The organism is Citrobacter sp. Cpo142, from assembly GCF_030332425.1.
Lineage (GTDB): Bacteria > Pseudomonadota > Gammaproteobacteria > Enterobacterales > Enterobacteriaceae > Citrobacter > Citrobacter portucalensis.
This window is the reverse complement of the sequence record NZ_JAOWHW010000126.1, coordinates 151,899-169,181: the sequence shown is the minus strand read 5'-3', so window position 1 is coordinate 169,181 and position 17,283 is coordinate 151,899. Positions and strand designations below refer to the sequence as shown.

Below are 17,283 nucleotides of genomic sequence, written 5' to 3'. Positions count from 1 at the left end.
CTTTTTATTGGCTGTGCGCTTATGTAAGCACAGGACTACGGAGTATCAAATGATTAAGCTGTATGAAAAAGGAATTTACCTCTCCGATAATAATGAAATTGTAGCTGAGGATTCTTTGCCTCGGCATATCTGCAAAGAGGATTCGAAAAAAGGAACTATAGCGTGGTCGATTCTCTCCGCGCATAATACGTCCGGTGATATGAATAAGCTTAAAATTAAGTTTGATTCATTAGCCTCACACGATATTACCTTTGTCGGTATTATTCAGACTGCAAAAGCCTCTGGCATGGAACGTTTTCCGCTGCCGTATGTTCTGACTAACTGCCATAACTCATTATGTGCGGTAGGGGGAACTATTAACGGTGACGATCATATGTTTGGTCTGTCTGCGGCACAGCGTTACGGCGGAATCTTTGTGCCGCCACATATTGCTGTTATCCATCAATACATGCGTGAAATGATGGCGGGCGGCGGCAAAATGATCCTTGGCTCAGACAGCCATACACGTTACGGCGCATTGGGTACGATGGCGGTAGGAGAAGGGGGCGGTGAGCTGGTCAAGCAGCTGCTAAACGACACCTGGGACATTGATTATCCTGACGTCGTTGCCGTTTATCTGACCGGGAAACCCGCAGCAGGTGTTGGTCCACAGGATGTGGCGTTAGCGATCATTGGCGCGGTATTTAAAAATGGCTACGTCAAAAATAAGGTCATGGAGTTTGTCGGCCCTGGTATTCGTCATCTCTCAACGGATTTTCGCAACAGCGTTGATGTGATGACCACCGAAACCACCTGTTTGAGCTCCGTCTGGCAAACGGATGATGAAACTCGTAGTTGGCTGGCATTACATGGACGTGAACAAGACTATCGCCAGCTCAGTCCGCAGCCGATGGCCTGGTACGACGGTTGTATTTATGTTGATTTGAGTGCGATTAAGCCGATGATTGCGCTGCCATTCCATCCAAGTAATGTCTATGAGATTGATACTCTCAATGAGAATCTGACGGACATTCTCCGGGAGATTGAAGTTGAATCTGCACGTATCGCTCAGGGTAAAGCCAGCCTCTCGTTGTTGGATAAAGTAGAAAATGGTCGCTTAAAAGTACAGCAGGGGATCATTGCTGGATGCTCGGGCGGCAACTATGAAAACGTGATTGCTGCGGCGCAGGCATTACGCGGTCAATCCTGCGGTAATGATGCTTTCTCGCTTGCCGTCTACCCCTCGTCACAACCGGTGTTTATGGATTTAGCGCAGAAAGGTGTTGTTACAGATTTACTGGGCGCGGGGGCTGTCATCAGAACCGCATTCTGCGGTCCATGCTTTGGCGCGGGCGATACGCCAATCAACAATGGTCTTAGCATCCGCCATACCACGCGCAACTTCCCTAACCGTGAAGGCTCGAAACCGGGCAATGGTCAAATGTCAGCCGTTGCGCTGATGGATGCGCGATCAATTGCGGCTACGGCAGCCAACGGAGGATTCCTCACTGCTGCGACGGATCTGGACTGCTGGGATACGGTGCCAGACTATGCGTTTAATCCTGCACCTTATAAGAGTCGCGTATACCAGGGGTTCGTGAAAGGGGCTACGCAGCAGCCGCTCATTTACGGCCCGAACATTAAAGACTGGCCGGAACTGGGCGCATTAACGGAAAATATTCTGCTAAAAGTGGCCTCGAAGATCCTTGATGATGTGACAACAACGGATGAGCTTATCCCGTCCGGTGAAACCTCGTCGTATCGCTCTAATCCACTAGGACTGGCGGAATTTACGCTGTCTCGACGAGATCCCGGGTATGTGGGAAGAAGTAAAGCGACGTCGGAGCTGGAAAAAAGGCGCGTGGAGGGGGGCGACGTCAGCGAACTGGCGTCAGTTTTCGAACGCATCCAACAGATTGCCGGTCAGGAAAATGTGCAACCGTTGGATACTGAGATTGGTAGCATGATTTACGCCGTCAAACCTGGCGATGGCTCGGCGCGCGAGCAGGCGGCGAGCTGTCAGCGAGTGATTGGTGGCCTGGCAAATATTGCCCAGGAATATGCCACCAAGCGTTACCGTTCCAACGTTATCAACTGGGGTATGCTACCGCTCCAGATGGCAGAGCAACCTTCATTTGAAGTGGGTGACTATATCTATATTCCCGGTATTCGCCGCGCCTTAGATGAGTGCAGTAAAGAAATCGAAGCGTATGTGCTTCACGATGATGGTGAGGTGAGTGAAATCAGAGTGTATATGGAAAGCCTGACCGCAGAAGAGCGTGAAATTATTAAGGCAGGGAGTTTGATTAACTTTAATAAGTCGCGTTTGGTGTAACACTAATTGTATGCCGGAGCGGGCGATTTTCGTCGCCATCCGGCACATTGCCCGGCAGAGCATGAATCTGCCGGGCTTACATCAGAGAATGACGTTTACTGCTTAGGTTCAGCAACCACTTTGCTACCGATACCGCGGTTGTTGTATTCCCACATACGGTTGAAGTTGGTGTCGTTCAGGTTACGCTGGATTTCACCTTTGTCATCTTCCGCACCGGTATTACCGGCAAACGGGCGTTTTGCGATAACGCTGTCAGCCCATGGTTTTGCCATGTTAAAGCCTTCGTTAATCACGCTGTCACGAATCACGACCTGACCGTTAGTGTTGGAATCGACATCCAGCGAGCGGCCTAACTGCGCCACGCCATCGCCACTTGCCGTGAAGCGGCTATTAATCGCCAGGAAACCGTAGTAGATGTTAGACAGGGTAGCCGGTGCGAACACATAGGCTTCCTGCTGGGTACGGGAGTTCACTACGCGGAAATCGGTGTTATCGAACACTACGGCACCGCGACCGGAAACGATATCCACATCGCCCTCAATGTAGCTGTTGGTAACCAGCGTACGCGGTTGACGATCGTTTTCCAGACGGTTTTGTACACCGCTATTGGTCACGAAGAAGGTATTCTGGCGGCCCAGGATATTGACCTTGTTGATCTGCACTTTATCGCCATCAGTACGCAGTGCAACGGCCGGGTGGTTACCCGCATCAACGCTGTCACCCAGGTTGTTTTCGATGGTCAGGTTCTGCAATTGCAACCCGTTGTTTTGCGACCAGACGACAGCAGAACACATCACGCCAATATTCGTGCCGCGTTTGTTCTGACAATTATCAAACATATACCACGCAGGTTTACCCGGCATATATTTACCGGCTGGGTTCACCGTACGACGCCAGTCAGCGGTGCTCATTTCACCGTCAATGGCCTGGCCAATTTTCACATCAAGCGGTTTTTCGCCCATGCCGTACAGCGTCAGGCTACCTGTTGCTGCCGGGATATATACCGTGCCCTGGTACTCGCCTGGCATAATCGCGATGTACTGACGTTTGTTAGTACGTTTGATGATTGCTGCATCAACAGCGGCCTGAATGCTGGTATGGGTGACGCCCTGAGTCCCTGCCGGGCCAACGACGAAGTCAGGCTGTGCAGGCAGAGAAATAGAAGAAGGGCTCCACGGCGCAGTGTTTGGCGTCAGCGCAGAAAAATAGTGCGCAGTAACGAAGTTTTTCGCTTCATTAGCCGACAAAATCGGGCGCGAAGAGGTTCCTGGCGCGGTTTGATCGGAAGGAATTTGATCGGGCGGCGTAGAGCTACAGGCGGTCAGCGTCACGCCAAAAGCCATTGCCAGCGCCAGACGGGAAACTGATGATATGTTCACAGGTTGCTCCGGGCTTTGAAAGTTATCCATTAAAGCCTGCTTTTTTATACTAAGTTGAGCGAAACGGGAAGGCGAAAAGGTAAAAAGTTGTTTTTTATCGCAGCAATGTCTGGCGCGGAGAGTCTTTATATCACAAATAGATAACAATTATAGTTCTTCAGGTTGACAACATCCCTATAATCAAAAATAAATGTCTATACAACCTATGACAAGTGGTGAGTCGAATGCAGCAATTCTTCCCTGATGATGTTATCTGGCGCAATGTTCGTCTGGCGACTATGGACCCTGAACGTGGTACCCCATATGGGCTGTTGGACGGTCACGCGCTGATCGTCCGCCAGGGCAAGATTTGCGATATCGTCCCGGAATCATCTTTATATCTCACGCATGACAATACTTTTGATATGCAGGGCAGGCTGATTACGCCTGGCCTGATTGATTGCCATACGCATCTGGTCTTTGGCGGAAACCGCGCAGGTGAGTGGGAGCAGCGGCTAAATGGAGTCTCCTACCAGCAGATAAGCGCTCAGGGTGGGGGGATCAATGCCACCGTATCGGCGACCCGCAGCGCCACGGATGAACAACTCCTACACGTAGCCCATCAGCGGATGGAACAGCTGATCAAAGAAGGTGTTACGCTGCTGGAAATAAAATCCGGCTACGGCCTGGATTTGCCGACAGAAGAGAAAATATTGCGCGTGGTGGCAGCGCTGGCGGCAGAGAATATCGTTGAAATCAGCCCGACGCTGTTGGCTGCGCATGCAACTCCAGCGGAATACCGGGATGATCCTGACGGCTATATTACGCTGGTGTGTGAGACCATTTTGCCGCAATTGTGGGAACAAGGGCTGTTTGAGACCGTCGATCTGTTCTGTGAAAGCGTTGGTTTTTCGTTGGCACAGAGTGAGCGGGTGTTTCAGGCTGCGCAGGCGCTGGGCATCCCGATTAAAGGCCATGTCGAACAACTGTCATTGCTTGGTGGCGCACAGTTGGTAAGCCGCTACCACGGGCTATCCGCCGATCATATTGAATACCTCGATGAAGCGGGCGTGGCGGCGATGAGCCAAAGCGGTACGGTCGGCGTGCTGCTGCCCGGCGCATTCTATTTCCTCAAAGAGGAGCAGCGCCCACCGGTAGCGTTGCTGCGTCAATATCAGGTACCGATGGCGGTAGCGACAGATTTTAACCCCGGTACCAGTCCGTTTATCAGCCTGCACTGGGCGATGAATATGGCCTGCGTTCAGTTTGGCCTAACGCCGGAAGAAGCATGGGCGGGCGTAACCCGTCATGCGGCCCGGGCACTGGGGCGTCATGCCACCCACGGTCAATTGAAGGCCGGGTTTGTGGCCGATTTTGTGGTGTGGGATGCAACCCTCCCGGTCGAGATCCTGTATGAACCCGGGCGCAATCCGCTCTACCAACGCGTATTCAAAGGACAAATAGCATGACCAACTGGCAACCAGCCTCACCTGCGCTGTGGCAGGGACGTGATGACCGCGCCGAATCGCCGAATGCGCTGCGCCTGTTTCAGACTATCACCCTGAGCCCGACGTTTAGCCCAGAAATGTACCGCGAGCAGATAGCGTTGCTCGGGTTTGCCTGTGACGAAGGCGTTAAACGTAATCAGGGGCGCACGGGCGCCGCCGGAGCACCCGATGTGCTACGCAAGGCGTTGGCGAATTTAGCCAGTCATGATGGGCACAATCGACTGGTGGATCTGGGAAATATTGTGGCGCAGGCTCCCGATCTTGAGGGCGCGCAGCAGGCGTTACGCAATGCAGTACAGCGCTGTCAGCACGAGAACATGCGTACCTTTGTTTTAGGCGGGGGACACGAAACCGCCTTTGCGCACGGCGCGGGCGTACTGGATGCGTTCCCGCAGGCGAAAGTGGGGATAGTCAACTTCGATGCGCATCTCGATTTGCGCCATGCCGGGCAGGCCACATCCGGTACGCCGTTTCGCCAGCTGGCGCAGCTTTGCGATGAACAGCAGCGTGAATTTCACTATGCCTGTATCGGCGTCAGTCGGGCGGCAAACACCCAGGCGCTTTGGGATGAGGCCCAGCGGCTCGGTGTTACGGTGGTGGAGGATCTGCATTGTGATACGGCGCAGGCGCAGTTAGCGCAGTTCATTGCCAATCTGGATGTCATCTATATGACAATCGACCTCGACGTGCTGCCTGTGTGGGAAATGCCCGGCGTGTCGGCCCCCGCCGCGCTTGGCGTACCGTTGGCGACGCTGCTGAGACTGATTGAGCCTCTGTGTCGTAGCGGTAAACTCCTGGCGGTGGATATGGTTGAATTTAATCCACGTTATGACGATGATGGCAGAGCAGCACGCGTGGCGGCGCGATTAGGCTGGCAAATCGCCCACTGGTGGCACTGACATACCTGATGGCGTTGCGCTTATCAGGTTCGGGTAATGCCTGTAAACTCTACCCACTCACATTTTCAGCTTAAGGAAGGCTCACGCATGCTCCCATCCCGTTCTGCTCCGGCTCCTTTTTACGAAAAGGTCAAACAGGAGATCAGCGAAAAAATTGCCAGCGGTATCTGGCAGCCTCACGATCGCATTCCTTCTGAGGCAGAGCTGGTGGCGCAATATGGTTTCAGCCGCATGACTATCAACCGGGCGCTGCGTGAGTTAACGGATGAAGGTTTACTGGTGCGTTTACAGGGCGTGGGGACGTTTGTCGCCGAGCCAAAAGGCCAGTCCGCGCTGTTTGAAATCCGCAGCATCGCGGATGAAATCAACGCCCGTCAGCATCAGCACCGGTGTGAAGTGCTGACGCTGGAAAAAACCCAGGCCAACGCGCAGCAGGCTTTGGTGTTAAACGTCAAAGAAGGCACCTCCATTTTTCACTCTGTCATGGTGCACTACGAGAACGATCTGCCGGTACAGATTGAAGATCGCTGCGTGAATGCCGAAATTGTGCCGGAGTATCTGGCGCAGGATTACAGCCAGACCACGCCGCACGCATACCTGTCGCTGATAGCCCCTTTAACGGAAGGTGAGCATATTGTTGAAGCGGTACGTGCCAGCGCTGAAGAGTGCGCGCTGCTGAATATTAAAGAACACGATCCCTGCCTGCTGATTCGTCGTAAGACCTGGTCTGCGTCGTCCATAGTCTCTCATGCCCGCTTGCTGTTTCCAGGTTCTCGCTATCGGCTGCAAGGGCGGTTTATGTCCTGATACAGGACATGAAAACCGTGATTGCTGACGCAATATAATAAAAATGTATCTTAATTGTTAAAATCACCCTTGCGATGACTTGTATAGACAAGTATATGTTTCTTATCTATCCGACGTTCGCGAGGAGTCTTCTGTCATGTCCCATAGCAAATATCGTCAGCAGGATATTCGTGCCCCGCGCGGCACCACCTTAACGGCCAAAAGCTGGCTGACCGAAGCGCCGCTGCGCATGCTAATGAATAATCTGGATCCCGATGTGGCGGAAAATCCGCATGAGCTGGTGGTATACGGTGGGATTGGCCGCGCCGCGCGGGACTGGGAATGTTATGACGCCATCGTCAATGCGCTGACCAAACTGGAGACCGATGAAACTCTGCTGGTCCAGTCCGGAAAACCGGTAGGCGTATTCAAAACTCACGACAACGCACCGCGCGTGTTGATTGCCAACTCCAACCTGGTCCCGCATTGGGCGACCTGGGAACACTTCAACGAACTGGACGCCAAAGGGCTGGCGATGTACGGCCAGATGACCGCCGGGAGCTGGATCTACATCGGCAGCCAGGGCATCGTGCAGGGGACTTATGAAACCTTCGTTGAGGCCGGGCGTCAGCATTATCAGGGTAAGCTGAGCGGACGTTGGGTGCTGACCGCCGGGCTGGGCGGCATGGGCGGAGCGCAACCGTTAGCCGCTACGCTTGCGGGTGCGTGTTCGCTGAACATTGAATGCCAACAAAGCCGAATTGATTTCCGTCTGCGTACCCGTTACGTGGACGAGCAGGCGACATCGCTTGACGATGCGCTGGCGCGTATCGACAAATACACCCGCGAGGGTAAAGCGGTCTCCATTGCACTGTGTGCTAACGCCGCTGATGTGGTACCGGAACTGGTGAAGCGCGGTGTGCGCCCGGATATGGTCACCGACCAGACCAGCGCCCACGATCCGCTGCATGGTTATCTGCCGTGCGGCTGGAGTTGGGAAGAGTATCAGGCAAAAGCGGTGTCCGATCCCCAGGGCACGGTGCAGGCGGCGAAACGTTCAATGGCAACGCACGTTGAGGCGATGCTGGCGTTTAGCAAAATGGGCGTGCCGACGTTTGATTACGGCAACAACATTCGCCAGATGGCAAAAGAGATGGGCGTGGAAAACGCCTTTGATTTCCCCGGCTTCGTACCTGCATATATTCGCCCCCTGTTCTGTCGCGGCATAGGGCCATTCCGTTGGGTGGCGCTTTCCGGCGATCCGCAGGATATTTATAAGACAGATGCCAAAGTGAAAGAGATCGTGGCTGATAATAAGCACCTTCATCACTGGCTGGATATGGCGCGTGAGCGGATTAACTTCCAGGGCTTACCAGCGCGTATCTGCTGGGTCGGCCTGGAGTGGCGACAAAAGCTGGGGCTGGCGTTTAATGAAATGGTGCGCAGTGGTGAAGTATCCGCGCCGATTGTTATTGGCCGTGACCATCTGGACTCCGGTTCTGTTGCCAGCCCAAACCGCGAAACCGAAGCTATGCGCGACGGTTCAGACGCCGTATCCGACTGGCCGCTGCTGAACGCGCTGCTTAACACCGCCAGCGGCGCGACCTGGGTGTCGCTTCATCACGGCGGCGGGGTTGGCATGGGCTTCTCCCAGCATGCCGGGATGGTGATTGTTTGCGATGGCACCGATGAAGCCGCGGCGCGCATCGCCCGGGTATTACATAACGATCCGGCGACCGGGGTGATGCGTCACGCTGATGCCGGGTATGACATTGCGGTGGAGTGCGCAGTTGAAGAAGGGCTGAATTTGCCGATGGTTGCCGCGACGCAGGAGAAACGCTGATATGAACACCATGACTCTCACGCCGGGCCATCTGAGTTTTACCCAGCTACGTGAAATCTGGCAGCAGCCGGTCAAACTGAGCCTGGATGCCGGGGCGATTGATGCAATCAACGCCAGCGTCGCCTGCGTCAATAATATTGTCGCTGAAGGCCGTACGGCGTATGGCATTAATACCGGCTTTGGTCTGTTGGCTCAGACCCGTATCGCCACGGAAGATTTGCAGAATTTACAGCGTTCGCTGGTGCTTTCCCATGCGGCAGGCGTTGGCGAAGCGCTGGATGACGCAATGGTTCGCCTGATTATGGTGCTGAAAATCAACAGCCTGGCGCGCGGTTTTTCCGGCATTCGTTTGAGCGTGATTGAAGCGCTGATTGCGCTGGTGAATGCCGAGGTGTATCCACTGATCCCGGCGAAAGGGTCGGTGGGCGCATCGGGCGACCTGGCGCCGCTGGCACATATGTCGTTGACGCTACTGGGCGAAGGTAAAGCGCGCTGGCAGGGGGAATGGCTCCCGGCGACCGACGCGCTGAAAAAGGCCGGACTGGAGCCGATCACGCTGGAGGCGAAAGAGGGACTGGCGCTGCTCAACGGCACTCAGGCTTCCACCGCCTTTGCATTGCGCGGGTTAATTGAAGCTCAGGAACTGTTTGCGTCTGCGACGGTGTGCGGGGCGCTGACCACAGAAGCGGTGCTGGGCTCCCGTCGTCCGTTTGACGCCCGTATTCATGCCGCGCGAGGGCAGCGTGGGCAGATTGATGCCGCAATGCTGTACCGTCATGTGTTGACCGATTCCAGCGCGCTTTCGCAGTCGCATCATAACTGTGAAAAGGTGCAGGACCCGTATTCTCTGCGCTGTCAGCCACAGGTGATGGGGGCGTGTCTGACGCAAATGCGCCAGGTGATGGATGTTCTGCTGGTTGAAGCCAACGCGGTTTCCGACAACCCGCTGGTGTTTGCCGAAGAGGGCGATGTGATCTCCGGTGGGAATTTCCATGCTGAACCGGTGGCGATGGCGGCAGATAATCTGGCGCTGGCAATTGCGGAAATTGGCTCGTTATCAGAGCGGCGCATTGCGCTGATGATGGACAAACATATGTCGCAGTTGCCGCCGTTCCTGGTGAAAAACGGCGGGGTTAACTCCGGCTTTATGATTGCCCAGGTGACCGCCGCCGCGCTGGCGAGCGAGAACAAAGCGCTGGCGCATCCGCACAGCGTGGACAGCTTGCCGACCTCCGCCAACCAGGAAGATCACGTGTCTATGGCACCAGCGGCTGGGCGCAGACTGTGGGAGATGGCGGCGAATACGCGCGGCGTGATTGCCGTGGAGTGGCTGGCGGCGTGTCAGGGGATTGACCTGCGTGAAGGGTTAACCTCCAGTCCGCTGCTGGAGCAGGCGCGACAGGCGCTGCGCGAGCAGGTTGCTCACTACACGCAGGATCGCTTTTTTGCCCCGGATATTGAGTGCGCGACCGAGCTGTTAGCACAAGGAACGTTGCTGAAATTGCTGCCTGAATTTCTGTAGAAAATTGCCTGATGGCGACGCTGACGCGTCTTATCAGGCCTACGGTCTGCTTTGTAGGCCGGATGAGGCTAAGCCGACATCCGGCACAACACAGCTTAACTAAACATCGCGGTAATCGAGGCGCTGGCGAGCGAGTGGAAATGGACGTTAAATCCAACCATCGCGCCGCTGGCACTTTCATCGACATCAATACGCTCCACATCCAGCGCGTGAACCGTAAAGATATAGCGGTGGGTTTCCCCCTTCGGCGGCGCAGCGCCACCATAACCCGCTTTACCAAAATCTGTACGGGTCTGAATCACCCCATCCGGTTGTGCAACCAGCCCGGAGCCGAATCCTTGTGGGAGTACGCGGGTATCAGCCGGCAGATTTACCACCACCCAATGCCACCAGCCGGAGCCGGTTGGCGCATCAGGATCAAAGCAGGTCACCACAAAGCTTTTGGTTCCTGTGGGTACGTCATCCCACGCCAGATGTGGGGAAATATTATCCCCGTCATACCCCATGCCGTTAAAGACGTGGCGATGCCCAAGCTTATCGCCATCGCGCAGATCGTTACTGATTAGTTTCATGCTGACTCCTCTTGTTAGCCAAAAAGTGTAGCCAGAAACCGTAGAGCTTACCGCTGATTAATCGCTAAAAAATGTTGCATTGCGCACAGCCTCGTTCACGGCCTGCGTCAGGCGACGCAACTGATCGGGCTGAATGATGTACGGCGGCATCAGGTAGATGAGCTTGCCAAACGGTCTTATCCACACGCCCTGTTCGACAAAGAACTTCTGTAACGCTGCCATATTCACCGGATGCGTGGTTTCGATTACGCCAATGGCGCCGAGCACGCGTACGTCCGCGACCCAACTGGAGTCCGCCGCCGGGGCGAGTTCTGCCCGCAGTTGCGCTTCAATGGCCGCTACCTGCGCGCGCCACTCGCCGGTTTCGATTAACGACAGGCTGGCGGAGGCGACGGCGCAGGCCAACGGATTGCCCATAAAGGTTGGGCCGTGCATGAAGCATCCGGCTTCACCGTTGCTGATGGTTTCTGCGACCTGACGTGTGGTCAGGGTTGCTGAAAGGGTCATTGTCCCGCCGGTTAACGCTTTGCCCAGGCACAAAATGTCCGGGGTTATGTCGGCGTGTTCGCAGGCAAACAGCTTGCCTGTACGACCAAATCCGGTGGCGATTTCATCGGCAATCAGCAGGATCCCTTCACGGTTGCACATCTTACGGATGCGTTTTAACCATTCGGGATGATACATGCGCATACCGCCAGCGCCCTGTACGATTGGCTCAAGGATCACCGCCGCAATTTCGTGGCGATGTGCGGCCATCAGACGGGCAAAAGGCACCATATCCAGTTCGTCCCACTCGCCGCCCATGCGGCTTTGTGGGGCAGGGGCAAACAGGTTCTCCGGCAGGTACCCCTTCCACAGACTGTGCATTGAGTTGTCGGGATCGCAGACCGACATCGCGCCGAAGGTATCACCGTGATAACCGTTACGAAATGTCAGGAAACGCTGGCGGGATTCACCTTTAGCCTGCCAGTATTGCAGCGCCATTTTCATTGCGACTTCTACGGCGACCGACCCTGAATCCGCGAGAAAAACGCACTCCAGCGCCTCTGGGGTCATCGCCACCAACTGGCGGCACAACGCAATGGCCGGGGCATGGGTAATGCCGCCAAACATCACATGCGACATGGTATCAATCTGCGTTTTCATCGCGGCGTTCAGCTGCGGGTGATTGTAACCGTGGATCGCCGCCCACCAGGATGACATGCCGTCAATCAGCTTCTCACCGCTGGCTAAGATCAGTTCGCAACCTTCGGCACGCGCCACCGGATAAACCGGCAACGGGGAGGTCATGGAGGTGTATGGGTGCCAGATATGGCGTTGGTCAAACGCAAGATCGTCCGTTGTCATAATCGACTTGTAAACCAAATTAAAAAGATTTAGGTTTACGAGTCTACACCAAACTAACAACGAAACGTATACCAATATGGCTCATTCTTCTCGCTGGACAATGTCGCAAGTCACCGAATTATTTGAAAAACCGCTGTTGGATCTGCTGTTTGAAGCGCAGCAGGTTCATCGTCAGCATTTCGATCCGCAGCAGGTACAGGTTAGTACGCTGCTGTCGATTAAGACCGGTGCTTGCCCGGAAGATTGCAAATACTGCCCGCAGAGCTCCCGCTATAAAACCGGTCTGGAAACAGAACGGTTGATGGAGGTTGAACAGGTACTGGACTCGGCACGTAAGGCGAAGCAGGCCGGCTCAACGCGGTTTTGCATGGGCGCGGCGTGGAAAAACCCGCATGAGCGCGATATGCCGTACCTGGAACAAATGGTGCAGGGCGTAAAAGAACTGGGGCTGGAAGCCTGTATGACGCTGGGCACGCTGGACGAATCTCAGGCCAAGCGCCTCGCCAATGCGGGTCTGGACTACTACAACCACAACCTCGACACCTCGCCGGAATTTTACGGCAATATCATCACCACTCGTTCGTACCAGGAGCGCCTGGACACGCTGGATAAAGTGCGCGAGGCGGGCATTAAAGTTTGCTCCGGCGGGATTGTTGGGCTGGGCGAAACGGTGACCGACCGCGCGGGTCTGCTGCTGCAATTAGCGAATCTGCCGACGCCGCCGGAAAGCGTGCCGATCAACATGCTGGTGAAAGTGAAGGGCACGCCGCTTGCCGATAACGACGACGTAGATGCTTTTGATTTTATTCGTACTATCGCCGTGGCGCGTATCATGATGCCGACCTCATACGTGCGTCTTTCTGCCGGGCGCGAGCAGATGAACGAACAAACCCAGGCGATGTGCTTTATGGCCGGGGCCAACTCGATTTTCTACGGCTGCAAACTGCTGACCACCCCGAACCCGAACGAAGATAAAGATTTGCTGTTATTTCGCAAGCTGGGTCTTAACCCGCAGCAAACGGCGGTACTGGCGGGCGATAACGAACAGCAACAACGTCTGGAGCAGGCGCTGCGTACCCCGGATACCGACGATTACTACAACGCGGCAACTGTATGACCTGGCAGCAAAAAATAGACGATGCGCTAACAGCGCGTCGTCGTGCTGATACTCTGCGTCAGCGCTATGCAGTGACGCAGGGCGCGGGTCGCTGGCTGCAGGCCGACGGTCGTCAGTATCTGAATTTCTCCAGCAACGACTATCTCGGCTTAAGCCACCATCCACAAATTATCTGCGCGTGGCAGCAGGGCGCTGAGCGTTTTGGCGTCGGCAGCGGCGGCTCGGGCCATGTCAGCGGTTATTCCGTTGCTCATCAGGCGCTGGAAGAAGAGCTGGCGCAGTGGCTCGGCTATTCCCGGGCGCTGTTGTTCATCTCTGGTTTTGCCGCCAATCAGGCGGTCATTGCCGCACTGATGGGAAAAGATGACAAGATTGTTGCCGACAGGCTCAGCCATGCCTCGCTGCTGGAGGCTGCCAGTCTTAGCCCTGCCGCGTTACGTCGCTTTACCCATAACGACTCGCAACACCTGGATCGTTTGCTGACGGCCCCCTGTCTGGGGCAGCAGTTGGTGGTTACCGAAGGCGTGTTCAGCATGGATGGCGACAGTGCGCCGCTGGCAGAAATTCACGCTGTGGCGAAACGGCAGGGCGCGTGGCTGCTGGTGGATGATGCGCATGGGATTGGCGTAAGCGGTGAGGAAGGGCGCGGTTCGTGCTCTCGACAGCAGGTGAAACCTGAGCTGTTGGTGGTGACGTTTGGCAAAGGGTTTGGCGTCAGCGGTGCGGCAATCTTGTGTTCTGATAGCGTGGCCGATTATCTGCTGCAATTCGCCCGTCATCTGATCTACAGCACCAGCATGCCGCCAGCCCAGGCTCAGGCTTTGCGCTCCGCGCTGGCGGTGATCCGCAGCCGCGAAGGCGATGAGCGCAGAGAAAAGCTGGCGAAGCTTATCCAGCGTTTTCGCGCAGGGGTGAATACTACGGATTTGACGCTGGCGCATTCAGACAGCGCTATTCAACCGCTGATCGTTGGCGACAATCATAAAGCCTTGCAACTGGCACAGACGTTACGGCAACAGGGGTGCTGGGTGACGGCGATTCGTCCACCGACGGTGCCGGTTGGGACGGCCAGGCTGCGGATTACGCTGACCCAGGCGCATGAAGTCCAGGATATCGACAGCCTACTGGAGGTGCTGCATGGCGCAGGTCAATAAGCAGGCTATTGCCGCTGCGTTTGGTCGCGCGGCCACGCACTATGAGCAACATGCGGAGCTTCAGCGTCAGAGCGCCGATGCGTTACTGGCACAACTCGATGGCCGGGCGTTCTCACGGGTTTTGGACGCGGGCTGTGGGCCTGGGCGTATGAGTCGTTACTGGCGGGAGCAGGGGAGCGAGGTCTGTGCGCTGGATCTGTCGGCACAAATGCTGACCGAAGCGCAGCGTCACGATGTTGCCCATCACTATCTGCTGGCGGATATCGAAGCCATTCCGCAGGCCGCTGCCACTTTCGACCTGGCCTGGAGCAATCTGGCCGTGCAGTGGTGCAACGACCTGCGCGGCGCGTTACGCGAGCTATACCGGGTGGTGCGTCCTGGCGGGACGGTGGCGTTTAGTACCCTGGCGCAAGGGTCGATGCCTGAACTTCGTCAGGCGTGGCGAGCAGTTGATGATCGGGAGCACGCCAACCGTTTTTTGCCGGTGGAGCAACTGGAAAACGCGCTGTGCGGCTGGGACGTTGAATATCAGTCTCATGCCGTCACGCTGTGGTTTGACGATGCGCTGAGCGCCATGCGCTCGCTGAAAGGCATTGGCGCTACGCATTTGCATGATGGGCGCGAGCAGCGTGTGCTGACCCGCTCGCAGTTGCGCCAGTTACAGCTCGCCTGGCCCTGTCAGCAGGGGAAATATCCGCTGACCTATCATCTTTTTTTGGGAGTAATTCAACGTGACTAACACGTATTTTGTCACCGGGACGGACACCGAAGTAGGTAAAACTATCGCCAGCTGTGCGTTGCTTCAGGCGGCGGGACAGCTGGGGTTGCGAACGGTCGGCTATAAGCCGGTGGCGTCAGGCAGTGAAATGACGGCTGAAGGTCTGCGAAACAGCGATGCGCTGGCTCTACAGCGCAACAGCGTTGTGGCAGTGGATTATGCGGCCATCAATCCGTATACCTTCGCCGAACCTACCTCACCGCATATCATCAGTGCTGACGAAGGGCGCCCCATTCAGGCCTCAGTGATGTCTGCGGGTTTACGCATGCTTGAAGAACAGGCTGACTGGGTATTGGTGGAAGGCGCAGGCGGATGGTTTACGCCACTTTCGCCAACGCTGAGTTTTTCTGACTGGGTAAAAGCGGAACAACTGCCGGTGATTCTGGTGGTTGGCGTTAAGCTCGGCTGTATCAATCATGCCATTTTGACCGCCCAGGCGGTGCAGCAGGCCGGGCTGACGCTCGCCGGATGGGTTGCCAATGATGTGCAGCCACCCGGTAAGCGTCATGCTGAATATATGGCGACACTAAAGCGTGCGCTTGCGGCTCCGCTACTGGGGGAAATTCCCTGGCTGGCAGAAGAGCCGGAACGAGCAGCGACAGGTCGTTATATCGATCTTAGCGTTTTGTCTCTGGCATCCACCAGTCGTTGATTAGCGGGTCGCTGAATTGTGTTATTTGCCCTTGAGCCACGTTGCGTCCACGATGTAACAAGCAATAGCAGTCAGCGACCCGACGAATAAACGGCAGGCTCTGCTCCGCGAGCATAATGGCGATGCCAAGCTCCTGGCTTAGCCTCACTATCAGATTCCCCAGTTTGTGGATATACGCCTGGCCACTTCCTCGCGTCGGCTCATCGAGAATCAGCAGGCGCGGGCGAGTGACTAACGCACTGGCGAGTGCAAGCTGGTGCTGATTTTCCTCCGACAATGCCACCCCTTTGGCCTGACGCAGTACAAACAGCTGTGGAAACAGGCGGTAAATATCGCTGCTGTTCATCGTTTCGCTTTTCTCAACCGCCTGGCGCGCAATGTGCAGATTTTCCTCTACCGTCAGCTGCGAAAAAATTCGCCGTTCCTGTGATACACAGTTAATACCCAGCGCAATGCGCTTTGCCGCCGGAATCTGAAGCAGATCGCAAGGTGGTGCGCCAGCCTGATGCCAGAACATGGTTCCGCTCTCAATCGGTAAATTGCCTGTGATGCAATTGGCCAGCGTGGTTTTTCCCATCCCTGGAAGACCCAGCACGGCGGTACATTTACCGGGCAACAGGTCGAGATCGACATCCCAAAGCGAGTGTTGATTACCGTAATAGTGATTCACTGCACGAAGACTCAACATAGATTTCTCCCTCATGATGATATCCGCCTCGCGGGCTGATGGTCGGGAGAAAACTGCAAATCTCTTGCCAGAAGCGGAATGAGGGGAAAATACAGCAGAATAGCGTATTGAGCGGGTTGCGGTATCTGGCTTGTTGTGGATGAGCGGCGCAGTGTGCACATTGTCAGTGCCTGGTGGCGTTGTGATGGTGCAGGCAGGAAAATGATGAAAATGCGAGCAAGATCTCGGCCATTCCAGGTCGCTTCGTTAGCTGATAAATATCAAAAAATAGCGATAATTTTTTTTTATCCCACCAGAAAAGACCATCAGGACGTTTTTGCCAGGCTACAGTCCATACGGGCTGGAGGCAGTTATCCACTATTCCTGTGGATAACCTTGTGTATTAGAGTTAGAAAACACAAGGTAAGCGAGAGAAGACGCGGCCTGCGACTAAATTGATGCGAAAGACGGCTTGAGATAATAGTCATTAAATTACAGTGTGTTAGATAAATGCAATGGCTGTCGCAGAAGTGTCATGTGTTGCCACAAAACTTTCATCGGGTAGCTTGACAAATGTTAAAAAAGTCATTGGTTTGGGGATAACACATTTTTGCTGGTGTTTTATCTTGCCTGCGGACAAATTTTAGCCTGTAGTCACGGCCATTTTGCTGGGGTAACAGAAATATTCTGGCGCGTTACTGTTTTTCCATCCAGTATATTTTACTGGCAAAATATACGGCTGCGAGTAAAATTACACACCTGCCCG

Annotated in this window: 14 protein-coding genes; 10 read left to right on the top strand and 4 right to left on the bottom strand. The window is 55.1% G+C overall.

Features of this window, described 5'->3' with window-relative positions; genetic code table 11:
* The first annotated feature begins 49 nt into the window (after positions 1-49).
* Positions 50-2,314: a hydratase gene (locus tag OGY18_RS15720; protein WP_148362241.1), complete on the top strand. Its 2,265-nt coding sequence runs from the start codon at positions 50-52 to the stop codon at positions 2,312-2,314.
* 95 nt (positions 2,315-2,409) lie between these two features.
* Here OGY18_RS15720 and OGY18_RS15715 read toward each other — a convergent pair whose 3' ends face one another.
* Complete coding sequence (locus tag OGY18_RS15715) at positions 2,410-3,693, bottom strand: putative acyl-CoA thioester hydrolase (RefSeq protein ID WP_048216339.1); 1,284 nt, start codon at positions 3,691-3,693, stop codon at positions 2,410-2,412.
* A gap of 224 nt (positions 3,694-3,917) precedes the next feature.
* Between OGY18_RS15715 and hutI the strand changes: the two genes are divergently transcribed.
* From hutI to hutH, 5 genes are all read left to right on the top strand, one after another.
* A complete protein-coding gene (hutI, locus tag OGY18_RS15710; RefSeq protein ID WP_286553575.1) occupies positions 3,918-5,141 on the top strand; it encodes an imidazolonepropionase in 1,224 nt (407 codons plus the stop codon).
* Positions 5,138-6,079, top strand: coding sequence for a formimidoylglutamase (gene hutG, locus OGY18_RS15705; RefSeq protein WP_003831501.1), 942 nt, complete (start codon positions 5,138-5,140; stop codon positions 6,077-6,079). Before hutI ends, hutG begins: the two co-directional genes overlap by 4 nt.
* Positions 6,080-6,166: 87 nt before the next feature.
* The gene (locus OGY18_RS15700) at positions 6,167-6,886 is read left to right on the top strand and encodes a histidine utilization repressor (protein ID WP_003831502.1); all 720 of its coding nucleotides are present in this window, start codon (positions 6,167-6,169) and stop codon (positions 6,884-6,886) included.
* Positions 6,887-7,022: 136 nt separating this feature from the next.
* Entirely contained in the window at positions 7,023-8,708 is a 1,686-nt protein-coding gene (gene hutU / locus OGY18_RS15695; RefSeq protein ID WP_286553574.1) for a urocanate hydratase, read from the top strand.
* A 1-nt stretch (position 8,709) separates the two neighbouring features.
* On the top strand, positions 8,710-10,230 hold the full coding sequence (gene hutH, locus OGY18_RS15690; RefSeq protein ID WP_003831508.1) for a histidine ammonia-lyase: 1,521 nt from the start codon (positions 8,710-8,712) through the stop codon (positions 10,228-10,230).
* A gap of 95 nt (positions 10,231-10,325) precedes the next feature.
* Here the strand turns inward: hutH and OGY18_RS15685 are convergent, their stop codons facing one another.
* Entirely contained in the window at positions 10,326-10,802 is a 477-nt protein-coding gene (locus OGY18_RS15685; RefSeq protein WP_149281377.1) for a kinase inhibitor, read from the bottom strand.
* A gap of 57 nt (positions 10,803-10,859) precedes the next feature.
* Positions 10,860-12,149 (bottom strand): adenosylmethionine--8-amino-7-oxononanoate transaminase, encoded by a 1,290-nt coding sequence (bioA, locus tag OGY18_RS15680; protein ID WP_286553572.1) that lies wholly within the window; start codon positions 12,147-12,149, stop codon positions 10,860-10,862.
* 76 nt (positions 12,150-12,225) lie between these two features.
* Here bioA and bioB point away from each other — a divergent pair, with 76 nt between their 5' ends.
* The 4 genes from bioB to bioD are packed head-to-tail and all read left to right on the top strand — an operon-like array spanning position 12,226 to position 15,850.
* Entirely contained in the window at positions 12,226-13,266 is a 1,041-nt protein-coding gene (bioB, locus tag OGY18_RS15675) for a biotin synthase BioB (RefSeq protein ID WP_123268302.1), read from the top strand.
* Complete coding sequence (gene bioF, locus OGY18_RS15670; protein ID WP_286553568.1) at positions 13,263-14,420, top strand: 8-amino-7-oxononanoate synthase; 1,158 nt, start codon at positions 13,263-13,265, stop codon at positions 14,418-14,420. Before bioB ends, bioF begins: the two co-directional genes overlap by 4 nt.
* Positions 14,404-15,159 (top strand): malonyl-ACP O-methyltransferase BioC, encoded by a 756-nt coding sequence (gene bioC, locus OGY18_RS15665; protein ID WP_149384160.1) that lies wholly within the window; start codon positions 14,404-14,406, stop codon positions 15,157-15,159. Before bioF ends, bioC begins: the two co-directional genes overlap by 17 nt.
* The gene (bioD, locus tag OGY18_RS15660) at positions 15,152-15,850 is read left to right on the top strand and encodes a dethiobiotin synthase (protein WP_149281379.1); all 699 of its coding nucleotides are present in this window, start codon (positions 15,152-15,154) and stop codon (positions 15,848-15,850) included. Before bioC ends, bioD begins: the two co-directional genes overlap by 8 nt.
* Here the strand turns inward: bioD and OGY18_RS15655 are convergent.
* Positions 15,816-16,538: an ABC transporter ATP-binding protein gene (locus tag OGY18_RS15655; RefSeq protein ID WP_003831522.1), complete on the bottom strand. Its 723-nt coding sequence runs from the start codon at positions 16,536-16,538 to the stop codon at positions 15,816-15,818. The genes bioD and OGY18_RS15655 overlap by 35 nt on opposite strands.
* Positions 16,539-17,283: the final 745 nt, after the last annotated feature.